Raw genomic sequence first — 19180 nt, 5'->3', positions numbered from 1 at the left:
CTCATCAGTTACTATGCACATACACATCGCCTTTGGTGCCAACCTCGGCGACCGCGAGGAGAATATTCACCAAGCTGTGCAACTGATGTCGCAGCATGTAGGGCCTCTAGTCCGCTGTTCCTCACTCATCGAAACAGCTCCCGTGGATATGCTCTCCGACAACGCTTTTCTCAACGCCGTTGCTATCTTCGACACGAAGCTCTCTCCAGGTCGCATCCTCCAAATTGCCAAACGCATCGAGAGACAACTCGGACGCGAGCGCAAAAGTGAAGGAGGGGAACACTTTGATCGTCCCATCGACATCGACTTGTTGCAATATGGACATCACCACATTCACAATCGCGATTTAGAACTTCCCCATCCTCGTTTGGCGGAACGCGACTTTGTGCTTCGCCCCCTCGTCGAAATCGACCCAGATGGCGAATATGCTGGTGAAGGCGGTGGAACATTCCGTCAACTGCTAGATAAGCTCACCCCAGACTATCATTTAGCTTTCCCCGTAGAGCCCACACTCACCGACTTAGACAGCATCAATCGTCTGCTACCACAGCTCACTCCGGGTAGAAAGCTCGACTGGGCTTCGCTAGAGCGCATCGTTCACCATCCCGACATCCACCTCATCTTGGTGCATGCCAATCGTTCAGGCGAAATACTTGTGGTGGGTATGGCCACACTGTGCATGATGTACACCCCCACTGGCACGAAAGCCTATGTGGAAGACGTAGTAGTCGACGAGTTGCATCGTGGCAAAGGTTTGGGACGTCGCCTCATCCGCGCTGCCAAAGACCTCGCTGCTGAGCACCGCGCCATAACTCTCCACCTCACCTCCCCACCAGAACGCGTGGCTGCCAATGCGCTCTATGTGTCTGAAGGCTTTGAGCGCAGAGAGACCAACGTCTATTGCATTCGATTGTAAAAGAAAGGCGCAGCACACTCGCACACGCCGTGTCAATGCAAGACACTACTGCGATGCTGACACCAACCAAAGTCTTCACCCTCATGTCCAACGTCAACGAAGCTCTCGACGATTACGTAGCGAGTCACACCACAGCAGCGCATCCCTATCTCTATCAGCTCTACCGCGCCACGCACACGCAGCTCATCCGTCCGCGTATGGCGAGTGGTCCGCTCCAAGGACGTTTGCTCACCATGCTCTGTCAGATGCACCAACCGCGGACTGTCGTAGAGATTGGCACCTATTCTGGCTATTCTGCCCTGTCGATGGCCGCTGGCATGCCGCAAGGAAGTGTGCTCCACACCTTTGAAATCAATGACGAACAAGAGGATTTCACACGCCCATGGCTGGAAAACTCCCCATGGTCTTCCGACGTCGACATTCACTTCCACATTGGTGAGGTCGAAAAGCTACTCCCACCGCTCCATCTCGTCATAGATTTAGCGTTCATCGATGCCAACAAGCGCGACTACTGTGCTTATTTCGACCTTCTCTTCCCCATGATGCGTGTAGGTGGTTTCCTATTAGCCGACAACACCCTTTGGGATGGGCACGTGGTGGAAACCGAACGCATGGACGCTCAAACTGAGGGCATTCGCGCCTTCAACGACAAGATGGCCACTGACCCACGAGTGGAAACCCTTATTCTTCCCCTCCGCGATGGCCTCTCCCTCATCCGCAAGGTAAGCGACTAGGAGGCTGTGGCTCAAACAGCACATAGCGCACGAGCAATTACAGCACATAAAGGTGCAAACCTCCAACCCCGCGCTGAGAAATGTGTGCTGCAGATAGAGTTTTATCTCGCAATGACAGCTCTGTTTTTGGCCGTCTTTCCTTATTTCTTCCCATACACTATCAAACGTATTCTCATGGAATCTACAAGACAACAAAAAATATCGCGACTGCTTCAGAAGGAGCTGAGCGAAATCTTCCTTTTACAGACCAAATCTATGGCTGGTACGCTCGTTTCGGTGAGCAAGTGCTACATCAGCCCCGACATGAGCATCTGCCGCGCCTATCTCAGCGTGTTTCCCTCGGAGCGCAGCGAAGAGATTGTGGCCAACATCAACGGCAATGTCCCAGCCATTCGTTTTGAACTCGGTAAGCGCGTGCGCCATCAGCTCCGCATCATCCCCGAACTCAAGTTCTTCGTAGACGATAGCTTGGACTATCTCGAAAACATCGACCGACTCTTGCAACAATAAGCTGCGCTTACTCCCTACCCATCGTGGGATAGCAGTCAGGAATCATCCGTATATCCAAGGCTAAAGACCAGTTCCACGCCGAGACATAGCCTGCTTTTCTGCGCATCACAAGCGATTTCATCCATGTCACTCACCAACATCATTGCTCTCCGCTACCTCTTCTCCAAGAAGAGTCACAACGCCATCAACCTCATCTCGGCCATTGCCGTGGGAGGCATTGTAGTGGCGACAGCTGCCATGGTGTGCACGCTCAGCGTGTTCAATGGTTTTCGCGATCTCATCGGAAGTCTCTACACCACCTTCGATCCACAGATTGTGGTAGTTCCTTCTACCGGCAAATATGCCCCAGAGGATGACATGGTGCTTCAGAAAGTGCAACTACATCCAGCTGTAGCTGCGAGCAGTGCCACGCTCGAACAAAATGCACTCATCCTCTTTCGTGGTCATCCCTTGGTGGTCTACATCAAAGGTGTCGACAAAAACTTTGAGAAAGTCACTGCCATCCGCTCCATCTTAGTCAATCCCAAGCGCAAACCTTTTGTCCTCTCCGCTGCCGGCGTGGAATATGGAGTGCTAGGTCAAGGACTAGCACAACAGATTGGCACACTTGATTTTGAACAACTCCAGATTTGCGCCCCACGTGATGGAGAGCGTATCAATCTTGCCAACCCTATCGAGTCATTTTCAGTGCAAGATCTACACAGCAGTGGGATGGCGTTCAATGTGAATCAGCGAAAATACGATGAGAGCTACATTCTCACTTCCAAAACTTTTGCGGAAGATCTCTTTGAAAAGCCAGGTCAACTCTCGCGCCTCGAACTGAAGTTGAAACCTGACGCAGACCTCCAAGCGGTGAAGGAAGAGTTGCGCCACATTGTGGGCAATCGCTACAAGGTGCTCGATCGCATGGAGCAACAAGCCGACGTCTTCAACATCATGAACGTGGAGAAACTCATCGCTTATGTCTTTCTCACCTTCATCGTGCTCATAGCCTGCTTCAACATCATCTCTTCGCTCTCCATGCTCATCATTGAGAAACGCGACGATGCTGAGACTTTGCGCCACCTAGGACTCACCCACAGTCGCATCCGTGGGATTTTCGTCCGCGAAGGAATGTTCATCTCAACGCTCGGAGCCGTCCTTGGTTTAGCACTCGGCGGAGGACTCTGCTGGCTACAACAAGAATACGGCCTCATCCAGTTCGGCAGCGGACAAAATTTCATCATTCCTGCTTATCCCGTCAGCGTTCATCTCACGGACATCGCCCTCATCTTGGCGACCGTCATCGGAGTAGGTTTCCTCTCAGTTTGGATACCTGTGCAGGTGCTCACCAAACGCTTGCTCCAATAGTCCTGCCTTTCGCAAGGGAAAAAAGCCAGCATAGCTCAAAAAAAGTCCATAAAAGGACTCATCCTTCACCTCACTCCTGCGCCACTTTTGAGCTTTTCTTCCCTAAAACGAAGAGTTGCACAGAAAAAGTCCGAGAGTTGCTCCTAAAATGTCGGAGTTTTTCTCAAAAGTCTCGGAGATTTTTCCCAAAAAGTCGGAGATAATTTTAGAAATCTCCCACGTTTTCTCTCTTCCCTACTGGTGGGGCATTCTGCTCCTCTAAAGAAACATCACAACCACGGCACAGTTTCAGCACTGCCGTCGCTTTTGACTCATCACACATCAACATATACACATCACACCTCAATATGTCTGAAAGAAAAGTACGCGTACGTTTCGCACCCAGCCCCACAGGTCCTCTACACATCGGCGGCGTTCGCACCGCGCTCTACAACTATCTCTTCGCTCGCCAACATGGTGGCGACCTCGTGTTCCGCATCGAAGACACCGACTCCGCGCGTTTTGTGCCAGGAGCTGAGGACTACATCATTGAATCTTTCAAATGGCTCGGCATCCAATTCGATGAAGGCGTGAGCTTCGGTGGCGATAAAGGCCCCTACCGTCAGAGTGAACGTCGAGAAATCTACAAGAAATACGTAGATAAGCTCCTTGCTGAGGGCAAGGCATACATCGCTTTCGACTCTCCCGAAGACCTCAATGCTGCTCGCGAAGCCACAGCCAACTTCCAATATGATGCTTCTACACGTGGCAACATGTGCAATTCTCTCACCCTTTCTGCAGAAGAGGTGGAACAACGCATTGCACGTGGCGACCAATACGTAGTTCGTTTCAAAATCCAACCTGGCGAAGATGTACATGTAGACGACTTGATTCGCGGTGATGTGGTCATCAATTCCACGATTCTCGACGACAAAGTACTCTACAAAAGTGCAGACCAGCTCCCCACCTATCACTTGGCGAACATCGTTGACGACCACTTGATGGACATCTCACACGTGATTCGTGGTGAAGAGTGGTTGCCTTCTGCTCCGCTCCATGTGCTGCTCTATCGCGCTTTCGGATGGGAAGACACCATGCCCCGCTTTGCTCACCTTCCCCTCCTCTTGAAACCCACCGGCAATGGTAAGCTCTCTAAGCGCGATGGCGACAAATTGGGCTTCCCCGTCTTCCCTCTTGAGTGGCATGCTGCCGATGGCACAGTGAGCAGTGGCTATCGCGAAAGTGGTTATCTCCCACAAGCCGTGGTCAACTTCCTTGCCCTCCTCGGTTGGAACCCTGGTGATGATCAGGAAATCCTCTCTATGGACGAATTAATTGAGAAGTTCGACCTCAGCAAGTGCTCCAAAGCAGGTGCTAAGTTTGACTATGTGAAGGGTTGGTGGTTCAATCGCGAGTATCTCCTCGCTGCTCCTGCCGAAACCCTCGCTCCTCAGTTGGTAGACATCCTTGCTCAGCACAACATCACCGCTTCTGCGGAGCAAGCTGCTGCTGTGATTGAGATGCTCAAGACCAAAAATATTGAGTATGTCGATGCACAAAGCGGACAAACCAAGAAGCGCAATGTGAGCTTTGTGGCTGATCTCTGGCCACTTTGCGACTTCTGCTTCCTCGCTCCTACGACCTTCGACAAGGAAGATAAGTTCGTTCGTAAAAACTGGAAAGAAGACAGTGCAGCTGTCATGGCACAAGTGGCAGAACGTCTCGAAGCACTCACCGATTTTTCTGCTGAGAGTCAAAAGGCAGCCATCGATCCTTGGTGCGAAGCAGAAGGTGTAAAACCCTGGAATGCTTGGCGTGTAGCCCTCGTTGGCACTGGTAAAGGTCCCGATATGTACGAACTTTCAGCATTCCTCGGCAAAGAAGAAACACTGCGCCGTCTGCGTTTTGCCATCGAACAATTGGGATAACACTGCATGTATAGCTTAGGTATTTATCTCTACGCCCTTCTTGTGCGCCTTGTGGCGGCCTTTGGTCACCGCAAGGCGCGCGCTATGGTGCGTGGACAGCGCAACACTTGGCGCATCCTCCGCGAGAAAATCGACCCTACTGCACGATATGTGTGGTTTCACGCCGCATCTTTGGGAGAGTTTGAACAAGGATTGCCCCTCATCGAACACCTACGCCGTGAACAACCCTCGCGCAAGATTCTTCTCACCTTCTTTTCGCCTTCTGGCTATGAAGTACGCAAGGACTACAAAGGCGCAGATGTGGTGTGTTATCTCCCCTTCGACAGCCCCACCGCTGCGAGACGTTTCATCAAATGGTCACGCCCTGAGATGGCATTCTTCATTAAATATGAGTTTTGGCGCAACTACATCGACGTCCTCTCCAAGAAGTCCATCCCCGTCTACAGCGTGAGCAGCATATTTCGCCCAGGGCAAATCTTTTTCCGCTGGTATGGCCGCAAATATGCCCGTTGTCTGCGCCGTATCACGCACTTTTTCGTGCAGAATGAACGCTCTGTCGAACTCCTTCGCACCATCGGTGTGCAAGACAACGTTACCATCGTAGGAGACACGCGCTTCGATCGTGTCATTGACATTCGCAACGCCGCCAAACCCCTCCCCTTCGTGGAACAATTCATACGTCCCACAGATGGCAAAACTTCACAACCCTTTGTACTGGTGGCAGGAAGTTCATGGCAACCCGATGAAGATATTCTTCTAGACTACATCAATCGCCATCCAAATCTCCGACTCGTCATCGCTCCACATGTGGTGAACGATGCCCACATTCAGGAAATCGAGCAGAAACTCACCACTCCTGCACTGCGCTATTCACAAGCGACCCTAGAAAACGTCCGCGATTACCGCGTACTCATCATTGATGGCTACGGATTGCTCTCTTCCATCTATCGCTATGCCACAGTGGCTTATGTGGGTGGTGGCTTTGGTGTGGGCATCCACAACGTGCCCGAGGCTGCGGTCTACGGCATTCCTGTCATCATCGGCCCCAATCACCAACGATTTGCCGAAGCCATGGCACTCATCGCCAATGGAGGATGTAAAAGCATTGAGAACGCCGAGGATTTCTCCATCATTATGGATGACTTCTTGGAAAATCCTGCTCACATCACCCAAGCTGGAAGCGCAGCAGGCGACTACATTCACCAAAACGCTGGAGCTACCCCCGTGATTTATCAGCACGTCTTTGGCTAATCTCTAACGATTAACGTCTATCTTTAACGAGTGCTCCAAGTGAGGACTGTCGCGGCGAACAAAAAGGGGCAGTGCTTCCTCTAACGTCTAAAGTCTACCCTCTAACGTCTGGTATCTAATGTCTAAAACCCTACAAGTTGCCATTCTCCTCGCCGGAGGTTCGGGCCATCGCTACGGAGCAAACTGCCCCAAACAGTTCGTTCGCATCGGAGAGCGCACCGTTTTAGAGCATAGTCTTGCGGCTTTCGAGCAATCACCGCACATAGATGTTGTGATAGTCGTGTCGCATCCTCAGCACCTCGACGAGGTGCGCCAACTCCTTTCCCCATCTCAGCACCCCAAACTCCGTGCAGTGGTGGCCGGGGGAGCAGAGCGACAAGACTCTACCCTCAATGCACTGCGCGCACTGGAGCAAGTCACCAACCTACCCTTGGAGCAGCTCCGCCTCCTCATCCACGATGCAGTGCGCCCTGCTGTGAGTCAAGCCGTGATTGAGCGCGTTTGCACTGCTCTAGACACACACGCTGCCGTCAATCTCGTAGTGCCCGTGACAGACACCTTGTTGGAAGTAAACGAAAACGGCACCACTGCTGCCATGCCTGCGCGCGCTCGTTTCCGCCGTGTGCAAACTCCTCAAGGGTTTCACGCAGCCACCCTCCAGCGCGCCTATGATGTAGCCCTCACCGACCCCAATTTTCAAGCCACAGACGATTGCGGTGTGGTGTTTCGCTATCTTCCCGATGTCAAAATTGCCTTGGTGGAAGGCGAACAAAGCAACATCAAACTCACCTATCCCGAAGACTACCACGTGCTGCACCACCTTCTCGTGAAATCCGAATCCAATCGCGAGCTGCGCTGCAGCAACACCACAGACACTCATTTGTAGTGATTCGCTCGTCTTCTCCCACTTCTCCTAAATTCTTGCTTCAATGAATCTCACCCCTCTCGTTCGTCGCTTCTTCGCCCACCGCGTGCGCACCATACAGTCCTATCCCGAACAAGGAGAAATGCTGCAACGCCAAGTGTTGGCACGCTTGATTCGTCAAGCTGCCCGCACCGCCTATGGAGAACGCTACGATTTCACTTCCATCACCTCCTACGAGAGTTTTGCACAGCGCGTACCCCTCAACGACTATGAGAGTCTGAAAACAGACATCGACCGCATGCGACACGGAGAGTCTAGCATCCTCTGGCCAGGAAAAGTGCGCTGGTATGCCAAATCTTCTGGCACTACGAACGACAAGAGCAAGTTTATCCCTGTCAGCAACCAAGGACTCCAACAACTGCACTATGCTGGTGGACGAGATTCTGTGGCACTCTATCTCCACAACAATCCCGAGAGCCGACTCTTCACTGGTAAATCGCTCATTCTTGGAGGAAGTCACCAACCCAACTACGATTCCACCACTTCGCGTGTAGGAGATTTGAGCGCGATTCTCAACGAAAACGCATCACCCTTCGTGCACCTCTTCCGTGTGCCCTCCAAGCGCGTGGCACTTTTGGAAGATTTTGAGCAAAAACGCGACCTCATTGCACAAGAAACCCTTCACGCCAACGTTACCTCTATAGCCGGTGTACCCTCGTGGATGATGGCAGTGCTCATGCGCTTGATGGAGATTTCGGGTGCAAAAGACCTCACCGAGGTGTGGCCCAACCTAGAAGTATTCTTCCACGGTGGAGTAGCCTTCACCCCCTACCGAGAACAATACCTGCGCCTCATCCCTTCCGACAAGATGCACTACATGGAGACGTACAACGCTTCGGAAGGATTCTTCGGACTCCAAACCAATCCTGCCGATAAGTCCATGGAGTTCATGCTCGACTACGACGTCTTCTACGAATTTATCCCACTCGAAGAAGTTGGCTGCGACAATCCCACCATTCTCCCCATTTGGGAAGTGGAAGCAGGTCGCAACTATGCCCTCGTCATCTCCACCTCTTGTGGTCTTTGGCGTTACCAAATCGGCGACACGGTGCGCTTCACCCAAGTGCGCCCCTGGAAATTCATCATCTCTGGCCGCACCAAGAGCTTCATCAATGCCTTTGGTGAAGAACTCATGGTGGACAATGCCGAACAAGGCCTCAAAGCTGCCTGCGAAGCCACAGGAGTAGAAGTGTGCGAATACACTGCAGCCCCAGTGTTTATGGATGCAGAAGGCAAATGCCGCCACCAGTGGGTCATCGAATTCCGTCGTGCACCAGAGGATTTAGCGACTTTCGCACGCCATCTCGACCAAGCCTTGCAGCGCATCAATTCGGACTATGAGGCAAAACGCTACAAGAATATTACGCTCCAAGAACTAGAAATCGTGCCTGCTCGTCCCAATCTCTTTAACGATTGGCTCAAGAGCCGCGGCAAACTGGGTGGGCAACACAAAGTGCCCCGCCTGAGCAATACGCGCGACATCATCGAACAGATTCTGGCTTTCAATGTTTAGCCGTCGCACATTAGGATAGAGTAAACACTACGGATGGCAGCTACAGCCGAAAGTCGGGTGCTTACACTGCCCTACTCTGATTTTTCACCCTCAACATGCTCACCGCATGAAAAGATTCTCCCTCTTTCTCCTCGCTCTCATCGGACTCACAAGTCTGATTGCTGCCTGCGCCAATCAAGGTGCTGGCCCTGATGGCGGCCCCTATGACGAGACTCCACCACGCATCGTGGGAATGACTGCCCCAGAACGACTGCAAAACGGCAAGCGCACCAAGTTCTCTTTGGTCTTCAACGAGTTGATTAAGGTGGATAATCCCACGGAGAAAATCATCGTGTCGCCTCCCCAGATTGAAACGCCCGAGATTAAGGTGTCGGGACGTCGTATCACCGTGGAATTGCTCGACTCGATGCGACCCAACACCACCTACACGGTGGACTTCTCTGATGCCATCACCGACAACAATGAGGGGAATCCGCTCGGACAATACACCTACATCTTCTCCACAGGTCAGACCACCGACACCATGCAAATGTCGGGCTATGTGCTCAATGCCGAAGATCTCGAACCTGTCAAAGGCATCCTAGCAGGTCTCTACCAGCAGCACAATGACAGTGTCTTCGGCAAGCGTGCTTTCGATCGCGTAGCCCGCACCGATGCTTCGGGATTTTTCTCTATCAAAGGGGTAGCACCCGACAGAGACTATCGACTTTATGCCCTGCAAGATGCCGATGGCGACTTCCATTTCACGCAACCTAGTGAGATGCTCGGTTTCCTCCACAACGATCTACGTGCTGGTGCTTTCCGCGACACGCGCTATGACACCCTGTGGGTGGACTCTGTGCGCTACGACTCCATTCGCATCATACCCTACACGCACTTCACCCCCGATGATTTGGTGGTGCGTGCCTTCAAGATTGATGTCAATACGCGCCACTATCTCAAAGCGCAGCGCGATGTGCCGGAGTGGTTCACCACTTTCTTCACAGGGCCTAGCCGCAAACGTCCTACCATCCAGGGCCTCAACTTCGATGCCAGCAAAGCCTTCGTGGAGAATGCTTCTGCGGGCAACGACACGCTCACATATTGGTTGGCAGATACCACGCTGTTGCGCCAAGACACCTTGCGCTTTGCCTACACTTACGACAATTGGGACGATTCTTTGGCGCAGATGCTACCGAAGACCGACACCCTCGAACTCGTGCCTAAAACGACTTTTGCAAAGCGCGCTGCCAACGAAGCCAAGGAACTAGAGAAATGGAACAAGCAACGTGAAAAGCGTGAGAAGCGTGGAGATTTCTCTAAGTCACAACCACCAATGGTGGCCCTGCAGCTCCGCGCAGACGTGAGCAGTTCTTTGGTACCCAATCGCAACATCCTCATTCAGTTTGACCAACCTTTGCAGCGTTTCGACACTAAAAAGCTGCATCTCCGGTTGAAAAAAGATAGCACCTACCACGATGCACCGTACGCGCTCGACACAGTGCCCAATAACATCTTGGCTTATCGACTGCGTGCAGAGTGGCGACCGGGACAAGAATATCAGTTGGTCATCGACTCAGCAGCCATGACCAGTCTGTATGGCCGCGTCAATCTCGCCACTGACAACAAGTTCTCGATAGCTAAACTCGAAGACTTCGGCACGGTGTTCCTCTCGCTCTCTAATGCCCACGAATCTACGGTGGTGCAACTCCTCGGCAGCGATGGCAAACCCGTGGCACAAGCACCCACGAAAAACGGCCGTGCTGAGTTCTACTACGTGCAACCTGGTAAATACTACCTCCGCTGCTTCTTCGACCGCAATGGCGATGGCAAGTGGACTACTGGCAGTTGGTCACCACGTCGTGATCCAGAAGAAGTGTACTATTTCCCCAAAGAAATTGAGGTACGCGCCAACTGGGACTTGAATGAGTCGTGGGATGTTACCGCCCTACGCTTAGACAAACAAAAACCTGACGCGCTTGTCAAGCAACGCAGCGACAAACAAAAGATTGACACTCACCAGCGCAACATCGAACGCTTGCGCCAACGTGGAGAATAATGGATTAAGGTCTCTCTCCTCTAGACTTCGTCGTGATAGTTTAGGGATTTGTCCTCCTCCACTCCATTTACAGAAACCATAAAATCCCCTCGAAGCCGACAGAGAAGACCCGTTTTCTCTGAACTCTTCGAGGGGAATCTGATACAAACAGCCTATGAAACTCGTTATTGACGATAAAATCCCTTTTATTCACGGACTAGCCGAACAGTTCGGCACCTGTGTTTATCGTCCAGGATCGGAGATAGCTCCTGCAGATGTGCAAGATGCCGATGCACTCATCGTACGCACGCGCACACATGCCAATGAAGCCCTGCTCAAAGGCAGTAAGGTGCAACTGGTGGTGACCGCCACCATCGGACACGATCACCTTGACAAGGAATATCTGGCGCAAGCTGGCATCGAATGGCGCAATTGCCCAGGGTGCAATGCAGAGAGTGTGGCACAATATGTCCGCAATAGTCTTTGGCGCGCCATGCTGGCTGGTCATCTTTCTCCCAATCCCCAAGACACCTGCGTAGGTATCGTGGGTGTAGGTCACGTGGGATCAGCCGTTTCTCGCGCCCTCCGTGCGGAAGGATTTCGCACCCTCCACTGCGACCCTCCCAAGGGTGAACCTGCCACCCTCGCAGAACTAGCGCGAGAATGTCAGGTAATCACTCTGCACACTCCTCTCACCACCGAAGGAGAGCATGCCACCTTCCATTTGGCAAATGCCGAATTCTTCGCTTCCCTCCGTCAATGCCGCGTGTTCATCAATGCTGCTCGTGGTGAATGCACCGATACGGGGGCACTGAAATCTGCTGTTAAATCTGGAAAAGTGGCTTGTGCCGTCATCGACACATGGGAAAACGAGCCCAACATAGACCGCGAACTCCTAGACCTTGCCTTCATTGCCACGCCACACATCGCAGGCTATAGCGCAGACGGCAAAGCCAATGGCACACGCATGAGTTTGCAACACATCATCGATCATTTCCGCCCCACTCCTTGTCCGCAACTCTCTGTGCAAGCCCCCAATCTTCCCTCCAATTTCGACTTTGCACAAGAGGTCATATCGCAGCTCCCTGCTTCATTCTCCACCTCCTATCCGTGGTTATCCCCTGAAATCACCGCTATTTTGCCCCACAACGCCTTATCTCAGTTGCGGCAGTATGATGCACTAGCTGACACCTTTCGCCTGCGCTCTGCGCCCGAATCCTTCGAATTCCAACGCGGACACTATCCGCTCCGTAGGGAATAGAATAACGTCTTCCAGAATTTGGAGTGATAATAATGAGTTATCAAGAATCAACTACTTGCACTATTACTCCAATATATCAAACCCTTTACATACGGAGAATTATAATCATAATGTGCTGATTAGTAGTGCAGGAGTTACTATAACATCTATATTCATTTCATTTAGCCTACATCCATTATTCATGAGAGGGTTATGAAGAGAATTTTGTCTCAAATTTTGAGCATCATCCATAGGTTATCGCTCCAAATATCGGATAATCCTTTATAATTCTTGGAATTAAGGAATACCTATTTCACAATCCCATTGTCCCAACTAGAGCGTATGTCTTTGATATTTCGTGCTTTGTTTTGACGGCCTTTGAAGAGTGACCATGAGCAAGAGACATAGAGCATGTTGCGAAATCCAAGATTGCCGATGATGTTTGTGCTAGGAAGCACCGAAGAAATTCGTTCTTGATGCATCGTCTTGCCGCTGGAGAACGCATTTCGCAAGCCCAAAGACAATGAAACCTTGTGCCATTGATAGCCTAGTTTCACATCAGACACTGCATATTTGTGCACAAGTATCGGACCTATAAGTTGCTCCGAAGCAGAACGATAGTATGCCGTCAGACTCCAAGCGCGCCAATAGGCAGTAAGGCCTGTTTGAAGGTTGAAATAGCCGTTGCTGGTGCGTGGAGGATTGGGAAGAGAAGCAGATTGCAAAGCAGCGGATGAGAGATAAATCGATTTATCCCAAGAGAATTTGGGTTCTACATATACATTGACTGCACGATTCCACAGGTCTTGCGAGAAGTAAAGTCCCAAATCTAAGTGGTGTGTGTTGATATGATTGTTAATGCTGATCCAGAAATTTTCATCTCTCAATTGTACTTCTTGATCGGCAATGCGCTGGTGAGCATATTCGTGGTTCACATAGGCAAAAGCTGTGGTGCCGGCACGCTGAAAACTGAGTGTGAGCGCGTTGATGTTGGTGCTAAATCCGCGTAGTCCTGCATTGCCAATGGAAAATATATTGGCGTCGTCTTGATGAGGATAAGCCGAAAGTTCAGAGAGCGTAGGAAGCGTGGGGACTTGTTCGTAACGATAGTTGAGCGACCAAACATCGTTAAAAACATAATCCAAGGATAGATTGGGTTGGAATGTCCAAAACACATGCTGTTCTTGCGATTCACCAAAATTCTCACGGCTACCTCCTAGACCTAGCGCAAAATAGAGTTTGTCCCAGTTACCACTCCATTGCGCATAAGCAAAATGGGTAGCATCATGAAAGCGAAACATTGCGTTGTTGGTGCCAAGATAACTATTGCGCGTGAAAGAATTGGCGTGTTGATAACCCACATTTAACGTATGACCATTGGCAAAGGTGTGTTGAAAGTCGGCTTCTCCGCGCCAACTGTATTTTTCGCCCTCCACGTCATAAACATTATTGAGGAGAGATGTGCGCAGTCCACGTTTGTAGCGGTTGTTGAGCCACGCACCAGCCGCAGAAAGTGTGAGTTTATCGGCTGGCGAAAGGTTTTCTTCATAATAGGCACGGAGGTGCGTACGATTTTCTTTGCTGTGTGTCAGCGTGAAAAGATCGCTTGCGGCACCTCCCCACACACGTTCGTGCAACGTGCGCTGTGGAAATCGATCACTACTGAATCCGCCTTTCACATCGACAACTCGCTGCTTAGGAATCACTAAAGCATAAGTTAGCACGGCGTTATCGCTGCGGAAATCATTACCTTCGTAGCTTCCCGATTTGGAGCGTAGACGAGAACGGCCGTCAGGATATAAGAAACTTTGGTGACCTTCAGTGAAAGCCTTGGTCACGTCGTTAGCCTTGAAATTATATTGGAGACCTAGTGTAGCATTTCGGTGAAAATATTTTGCCCAAGCACCATCATCATTATAACTGGTGGTTAGTGCATTCATCGCATTTGCGCCAAAGGCATAGCCATGATTAACCAAACGAGTACGCACATCAATAACAGCGGCTACGTGGCTTCCATATTTCGCAGGAACAATAGTGGAGATTTCCACCTTCGCCACCATCTCTTGTGGCAACGTTTGCAAATTGTCAAGTGATGATTCAACACCATTGATGAGAACAATCACTTTTCCAGAACTAGTGGTGCTGATTATGTTTTTCTCCACAGGATCAATCTTCACTCCTGGTAAACGTAGCACACAGAGCAAGTCAAGCCCATTGGTTGTGTGCTGCCGTTGGAAGGAAGAAGGAAAGAGAATATAGCCACCTGTCTTTTTCACAATTCGTGCGCTATTGACTACAGCCTCGTTGAGTTGCTGCACTTGCACGCTGTCAGCTGGTGTTTGTGCTAGTCCACATAATGAGAAGAGGGATAGTATTCCTAAGCAAAGTTTTTTGTTCATGAGATTTGCGTTGATGTTGGGAAATATCATTGTTTAGAACAGTACTTACATGCTTAATCCCTGGGATTTCCCCAACAACTGCACTATCTCGTTCAATGATTTAGCCATACTCCAAGTTTATTATTTTACCTACTCTTTAGATTTTCGGTATCTTCTACTTTAATTCGTCAGAAGGTATTCATAACATTGCAAATATAACAATTCTCATAGAAACAAAAAGCATAATGTAAAAGAAAACATCTATTAGATTTCCTTTTGCTTTCAATATTGGCACTTGCTTTCAAAATTGAAGTGCAATAAACCAGTCATTTTCTCATAGGTTCTAATCTATGAAAAAAACAGAGGGTCTGTCTCGCGGTCGGGGCGCGTAGCTCCGAAGAGCGATACCTGCAAGGCATAAAAAATCCCCTTTTGAGGACTCTCGGAGATTAATTATCTTTGTATTACTTATATACAAACAACTTACCTCAGAGCAAAGATTGCAAATCTTTGCCTCATGGCAGAAAGGAGCGATTGAAAATACAAACAAACTCATCAGATAGTATACCCCTCAAAAAAGCCAGCTGCAAAAAACTGCGAGTACACAGAAGAAAATTAAAGTTTGAGACACCCAAAGCAGAGTTATCCAAAAGAATAGTTTAGGTTAAACCCTTAAGCCATATTTTTATCTAACTATCAAGACTAAAGACCATAAATCAGCGCCACACAACACCAACGCAAAGTATTATTTTCCACAATGCTTATTACTCTTTTTATTATGTACGTATAATTGTCACTTTTTACCTAAAGACCAATCTTCACCTCCTTATAATACTTGGTGTGCGCAACTACAAATAAGAACTATTTACACACAACCCACAAAATAATCACATCTTAGTTCACAAAAAAACAATTAGCCCTAAAATATTTTTCAAGATTACACAACTACTATCAATTTATATTTCAAAACAAACTCTTATCTTTGCCGTAGATATACCCTCTTACCTCCCAATCTAACTCCATCTTTTACCCAATCTAATAGTAGTCTGGTATGAAGAAAAAACTACTATTTTTACAAACATTGCTCATAATCATTGCTTATAGATGCAATAGTTAAGCTCATAATCAACCACTTGCACCTTCATTCCTATATCGGATAAACTATAAAAGAAGCCTTCATTACAAATGCTAAGGCTTATGCGAAGATTTCACCAAACACAACTGATGACTCAAGTCATTTGCAATAATACACAAAGCTTTAGCAATGTGTTCAGGGAAAAACCTTAGATTATCAACACTAATGGCAGTCTACAAAAACATATTACAAAAATATTCGTGTAGACTAACAGTCTTTTACAGACTCCTTGTACATTATACTTTCAAATGAAATATTTTTTCTCCCTCGTATTATTCCTATTATGTAATACTGCTCTGTCCGCGCAGCAAAAAGAAAGTATAGACAGTATCTATATACATGGACGTGTGGTCGAAGCTCTGAGCTTGCAACCACTTGAGCATGCTGAAATCGTCGCCGTAGATGCCAAGGGTGACACCGTCTCGCGCACCCAAAGCGTCGATTACTATAAGCTCTATAATGTGGACAGTAATGGCGATGTGCTCATTGAGTTTAGTCTTGGCGTTCCAACCGCAGGCAATTATACGCTTATCATAAGCAAGGCTAAATTTATGACGCTGCAACACCCGATTGTCGTTCCAGAGAAAAAGAACGGGAAGCGAGTGACGCTCTTTGAAGTGGGAGATTTGCCGTTAGAACGAGGCATCAATCTCAAAGAAGCCACGGTGCGCGCTTCTAAGATTATGATGCTGGTCAAAGGCGACACGATTGTCTACAACGCCGATGCCTTTCAGTTGGCAGAAGGGTCGTTGTTGGACAAACTCATTGAGCAACTCCCTGGTGTGAGTCTGCATGGCGGGGGACAAATCATGGTGAATGGCGAATTTGTCAGCAGTTTGCTCATCGATGGCAAGGACTTCTTCAATGGTGATGCCACTGTGGCGTTGCGCAACCTCCCCGCCTATGCCGTGAACAAGGTGAAGGTGTATCGCAAGGAGGCTGAAGACAGCTACTTGATGGCACCCGATTCAACGACAAAGTCGCAAAATCCTTTGGTGATGGATGTGCGCTTGAAAAAAGAGTTTCACGAGCGCTGGCTGGGCAACGTGGACGCTGGCGGTGGTGCGCACCACCGCTACAATGTGCGCGGGTTTGGCATGCGCACGAACGACATTTCACGCCTTTCGGTCTATGGGCGTTTGAACAATGTGGGAGACACGCAACGTCCCACGGAGAGCGATGCGTGGAGCATTGAAGACTTCGCCACACAGCCTCTGACCGACCAAGAAGGCGGTGCTGATTTCCACTGGACTTCCCGCCGAACGAAAACTTATTTGACCGCTTCCGTGAAAGGTGGTCGGCAGTGGGAGACGATAGGGAATACGGCGATACAACGCAATTTCCTCACAGACGGCACAACGACCAACAGCATGCACGCTACCACAGGAGAGTCGGAGCGACGACACTTTGAATACAATGGTCGCTTAGTTCTACCACTTCGCAAAACATTCATTGAAGTGGCGTCCTTGCTCAATTATCACAAAGAGAATGACGATGCCCTGACGCATGGAGCGATAACTACCTCCGCGCTAGTGCCTGCCCTTTCTCTGCTCGACTCCTTGCGCCTTCCCACCTATGCCCCCTTGCTGATGAGCGACACACGCAGCAAGAGTCATCATGCATCGCACCGGTTGGAGGCAGCACTTGGTCTGAAAGTGAAGTTCGTGTCGCCTTGGACGGGCAACGGCATCACACTGCGTGCCGATGGCAGTTTCGCTGATGGGAAAACGAGCAGTGGGGAAGACTTGGACCGCTTCACACCCGATGCACAATTTAATCTGCTAGAGAAGAAAATCGCAACGCTTCCGACGCAGACTTACAACCTCAGCACAGGCATTGACTACGAGATACGTTGGAGAGCATGGCAGTGGACCTTGTCGTATGGATTTTCGCACACCAATAATGAGCGAAGCCGTGATATTTTCATGGCTGAAGCGATGGGCAGAACAACTTTGCCTGCGATGGTGAAGGATGCGAATAACTCCTATCGCTATGCCGACCATAACAACAAGCATGAAGTGCGCAGCGAATGGCGCACTTGGATCAACAAGCATGCTTTGATGCTTCGCCTTCCACTCAGCTTTGAACACGCCACGGCGCACGATAGTCGTACCCCTTCCGTGCATCCGCATTACACATTCATCCAGCCGTCCTTCACTTGGCTGTCTCCTTGGGGCTTACATCTTTATTATCGCCTCAGCCGAAAAGCACCAGAGCTTTCGCAACTCTTTGATTTGACCGATAGTTACGACACGCAAATGCGCTATCGGGGCAATCCTCACCTCAAATCCTCGCTAACGCACAGTGTAGAGCTCAACTACTCGGGGCGTTCGCAACGACACGCACAGTCGTGGCACGCCAACGGACGCTGGAGCACAGACCGTAACAAAATCATCTGGGCGAGCGTTCTCGATCTGGCAACAGGTAGCTATACCTTTACCCCCGAAAATGTCAGTGGTGACTACCTCTTGGGCTTCAATGGAGGTTATAGTTGCAATCTTGGCACAGACAATCGTTGGGTGTTTGGAACAACAGCAGAAGGCACATGGCAACAGCAGCATTTCCTTGCGACGACACTTGGCACTCATCTTATTCCTGCAGTGCTCAATCACGTCAATTCGTTCAACACGAAGGTTCATGCTCGCCTCACATGGCGGCTTCAAAGTCTGCAAGCCTCGCTCAAAGCTGGCATCAGTCTCCTCAGCGCAAAAGCCCAAGCTGGAAAGCCCCTCAAAGGCACGGACTGGACAATGGGCGTGGTACTGACCTATAATCTTCCCTTCGGCTTCCAAGCCACTTCGGACTTCACCTTCTTTCTGCGCTCAGGGTATGAAAACACGCAGGTGCGCCGTTTCAGCAATCTCTGGAACGCATCGTTGAGCAAATCCTTCGGCAAGCATTGGTCTGTGCGCCTTGAGGCTTACGACCTGCTCCGTCAGTTGCACAACACGGAGCGCCTCCTCACCGCCACATATTGGCAGGAAACCACCCAACTGACCATCCCGCGCTACCTAATGTTCCACCTTGCGTGGCAATTTTAATTCGTTCATCTCACATTTGGAGTAATGTTGTTTAAACAGAAGAAAACTGCCAAACAAATTGTATATATCGATTATCACCCACAAGTGTACAGTTATGAACAGCAGTTTTCTATATCATGCTTGGGGATTGTGTCAGCACAAGTGCCTCCGTGAGGAATACAAAGGTAATAAAATGAAGTTACCGATAAAAAGATTGCGAGCATACAAAAGAAAATCAACAGCAGACCAGAATTAAAGTTTGAGACACCAAAAGCAGAGTTATT

Annotated in this window: 12 protein-coding genes; 11 read left to right on the top strand and 1 reads right to left on the bottom strand. The window is 49.7% G+C overall.

Annotation, left to right across the window (positions count from 1 at the left end):
* Positions 1–13: 13 nt before the first annotated feature.
* From folK to HMPREF9999_RS03355, 10 genes are all read left to right on the top strand, one after another.
* The gene (gene folK / locus HMPREF9999_RS10220; RefSeq protein ID WP_009436954.1) at positions 14–916 is read left to right on the top strand and encodes a 2-amino-4-hydroxy-6-hydroxymethyldihydropteridine diphosphokinase; all 903 of its coding nucleotides are present in this window, start codon (positions 14–16) and stop codon (positions 914–916) included.
* Between the two features lie 83 nt (positions 917–999).
* Complete coding sequence (locus HMPREF9999_RS03395) at positions 1000–1650, top strand: O-methyltransferase (protein ID WP_044063080.1); 651 nt, start codon at positions 1000–1002, stop codon at positions 1648–1650.
* Between the two features lie 174 nt (positions 1651–1824).
* On the top strand, positions 1825–2160 hold the full coding sequence (gene rbfA, locus HMPREF9999_RS03390; RefSeq protein ID WP_044063079.1) for a 30S ribosome-binding factor RbfA: 336 nt from the start codon (positions 1825–1827) through the stop codon (positions 2158–2160).
* Between the two features lie 123 nt (positions 2161–2283).
* Positions 2284–3510 carry an FtsX-like permease family protein gene (locus tag HMPREF9999_RS03385; RefSeq protein ID WP_009436951.1) on the top strand — a complete coding sequence of 409 codons (1227 nt, stop codon included), beginning with the start codon at positions 2284–2286 and terminating at the stop codon, positions 3508–3510.
* A gap of 347 nt (positions 3511–3857) precedes the next feature.
* Positions 3858–5417, top strand: coding sequence for a glutamate--tRNA ligase (gltX, locus tag HMPREF9999_RS03380; RefSeq protein WP_009436950.1), 1560 nt, complete (start codon positions 3858–3860; stop codon positions 5415–5417).
* A 6-nt stretch (positions 5418–5423) separates the two neighbouring features.
* Positions 5424–6668, top strand: coding sequence for a 3-deoxy-D-manno-octulosonic acid transferase (locus HMPREF9999_RS03375; RefSeq protein ID WP_009436949.1), 1245 nt, complete (start codon positions 5424–5426; stop codon positions 6666–6668).
* A gap of 118 nt (positions 6669–6786) precedes the next feature.
* Complete coding sequence (gene ispD / locus HMPREF9999_RS03370) at positions 6787–7554, top strand: 2-C-methyl-D-erythritol 4-phosphate cytidylyltransferase (protein ID WP_009436948.1); 768 nt, start codon at positions 6787–6789, stop codon at positions 7552–7554.
* A gap of 43 nt (positions 7555–7597) precedes the next feature.
* On the top strand, positions 7598–9106 hold the full coding sequence (locus tag HMPREF9999_RS03365; RefSeq protein WP_009436947.1) for a GH3 auxin-responsive promoter family protein: 1509 nt from the start codon (positions 7598–7600) through the stop codon (positions 9104–9106).
* A gap of 106 nt (positions 9107–9212) precedes the next feature.
* A complete protein-coding gene (locus HMPREF9999_RS03360) occupies positions 9213–11144 on the top strand; it encodes an Ig-like domain-containing protein (protein ID WP_009436946.1) in 1932 nt (643 codons plus the stop codon).
* Positions 11145–11298: 154 nt separating this feature from the next.
* Positions 11299–12384: a 4-phosphoerythronate dehydrogenase gene (locus HMPREF9999_RS03355; protein WP_009436945.1), complete on the top strand. Its 1086-nt coding sequence runs from the start codon at positions 11299–11301 to the stop codon at positions 12382–12384.
* Positions 12385–12671: 287 nt separating this feature from the next.
* Here the strand turns inward: HMPREF9999_RS03355 and HMPREF9999_RS03350 are convergent, their stop codons facing one another.
* Positions 12672–14762 carry a TonB-dependent receptor gene (locus HMPREF9999_RS03350; RefSeq protein ID WP_157049593.1) on the bottom strand — a complete coding sequence of 697 codons (2091 nt, stop codon included), beginning with the start codon at positions 14760–14762 and terminating at the stop codon, positions 12672–12674.
* A gap of 1362 nt (positions 14763–16124) precedes the next feature.
* Here HMPREF9999_RS03350 and HMPREF9999_RS03345 point away from each other — a divergent pair.
* Positions 16125–18917 (top strand): TonB-dependent receptor, encoded by a 2793-nt coding sequence (locus tag HMPREF9999_RS03345; RefSeq protein ID WP_009436941.1) that lies wholly within the window; start codon positions 16125–16127, stop codon positions 18915–18917.
* Positions 18918–19180 lie beyond the last annotated feature (263 nt).

The sequence above is a fragment of the Alloprevotella sp. oral taxon 473 str. F0040 genome (genome assembly GCF_000318095.2).
Lineage (GTDB): Bacteria > Bacteroidota > Bacteroidia > Bacteroidales > Bacteroidaceae > Alloprevotella.
The sequence above is the reverse complement of the archived record's forward strand: the minus strand, read 5'-3'. Positions and strand labels throughout refer to the sequence as shown.

Coding starts and splice junctions, on each gene's coding strand:
- rbfA (WP_044063079.1), top strand. CDS start 1,825: ATGGAATCTACAAGACAACAAAAAATATCGCGACTGCTTCAGAAGGAG.
- gltX (WP_009436950.1), top strand. CDS start 3,858: ATGTCTGAAAGAAAAGTACGCGTACGTTTCGCACCCAGCCCCACAGGT.
- HMPREF9999_RS03350 (WP_157049593.1), bottom strand. CDS start 14,762: ATGAACAAAAAACTTTGCTTAGGAATACTATCCCTCTTCTCATTATGT.
- folK (WP_009436954.1), top strand. CDS start 14: ATGCACATACACATCGCCTTTGGTGCCAACCTCGGCGACCGCGAGGAG.
- HMPREF9999_RS03365 (WP_009436947.1), top strand. CDS start 7,598: ATGAATCTCACCCCTCTCGTTCGTCGCTTCTTCGCCCACCGCGTGCGC.
- ispD (WP_009436948.1), top strand. CDS start 6,787: ATGTCTAAAACCCTACAAGTTGCCATTCTCCTCGCCGGAGGTTCGGGC.
- HMPREF9999_RS03360 (WP_009436946.1), top strand. CDS start 9,213: ATGAAAAGATTCTCCCTCTTTCTCCTCGCTCTCATCGGACTCACAAGT.
- HMPREF9999_RS03385 (WP_009436951.1), top strand. CDS start 2,284: ATGTCACTCACCAACATCATTGCTCTCCGCTACCTCTTCTCCAAGAAG.
- HMPREF9999_RS03345 (WP_009436941.1), top strand. CDS start 16,125: ATGAAATATTTTTTCTCCCTCGTATTATTCCTATTATGTAATACTGCT.
- HMPREF9999_RS03355 (WP_009436945.1), top strand. CDS start 11,299: ATGAAACTCGTTATTGACGATAAAATCCCTTTTATTCACGGACTAGCC.
- HMPREF9999_RS03375 (WP_009436949.1), top strand. CDS start 5,424: ATGTATAGCTTAGGTATTTATCTCTACGCCCTTCTTGTGCGCCTTGTG.
- HMPREF9999_RS03395 (WP_044063080.1), top strand. CDS start 1,000: ATGTCCAACGTCAACGAAGCTCTCGACGATTACGTAGCGAGTCACACC.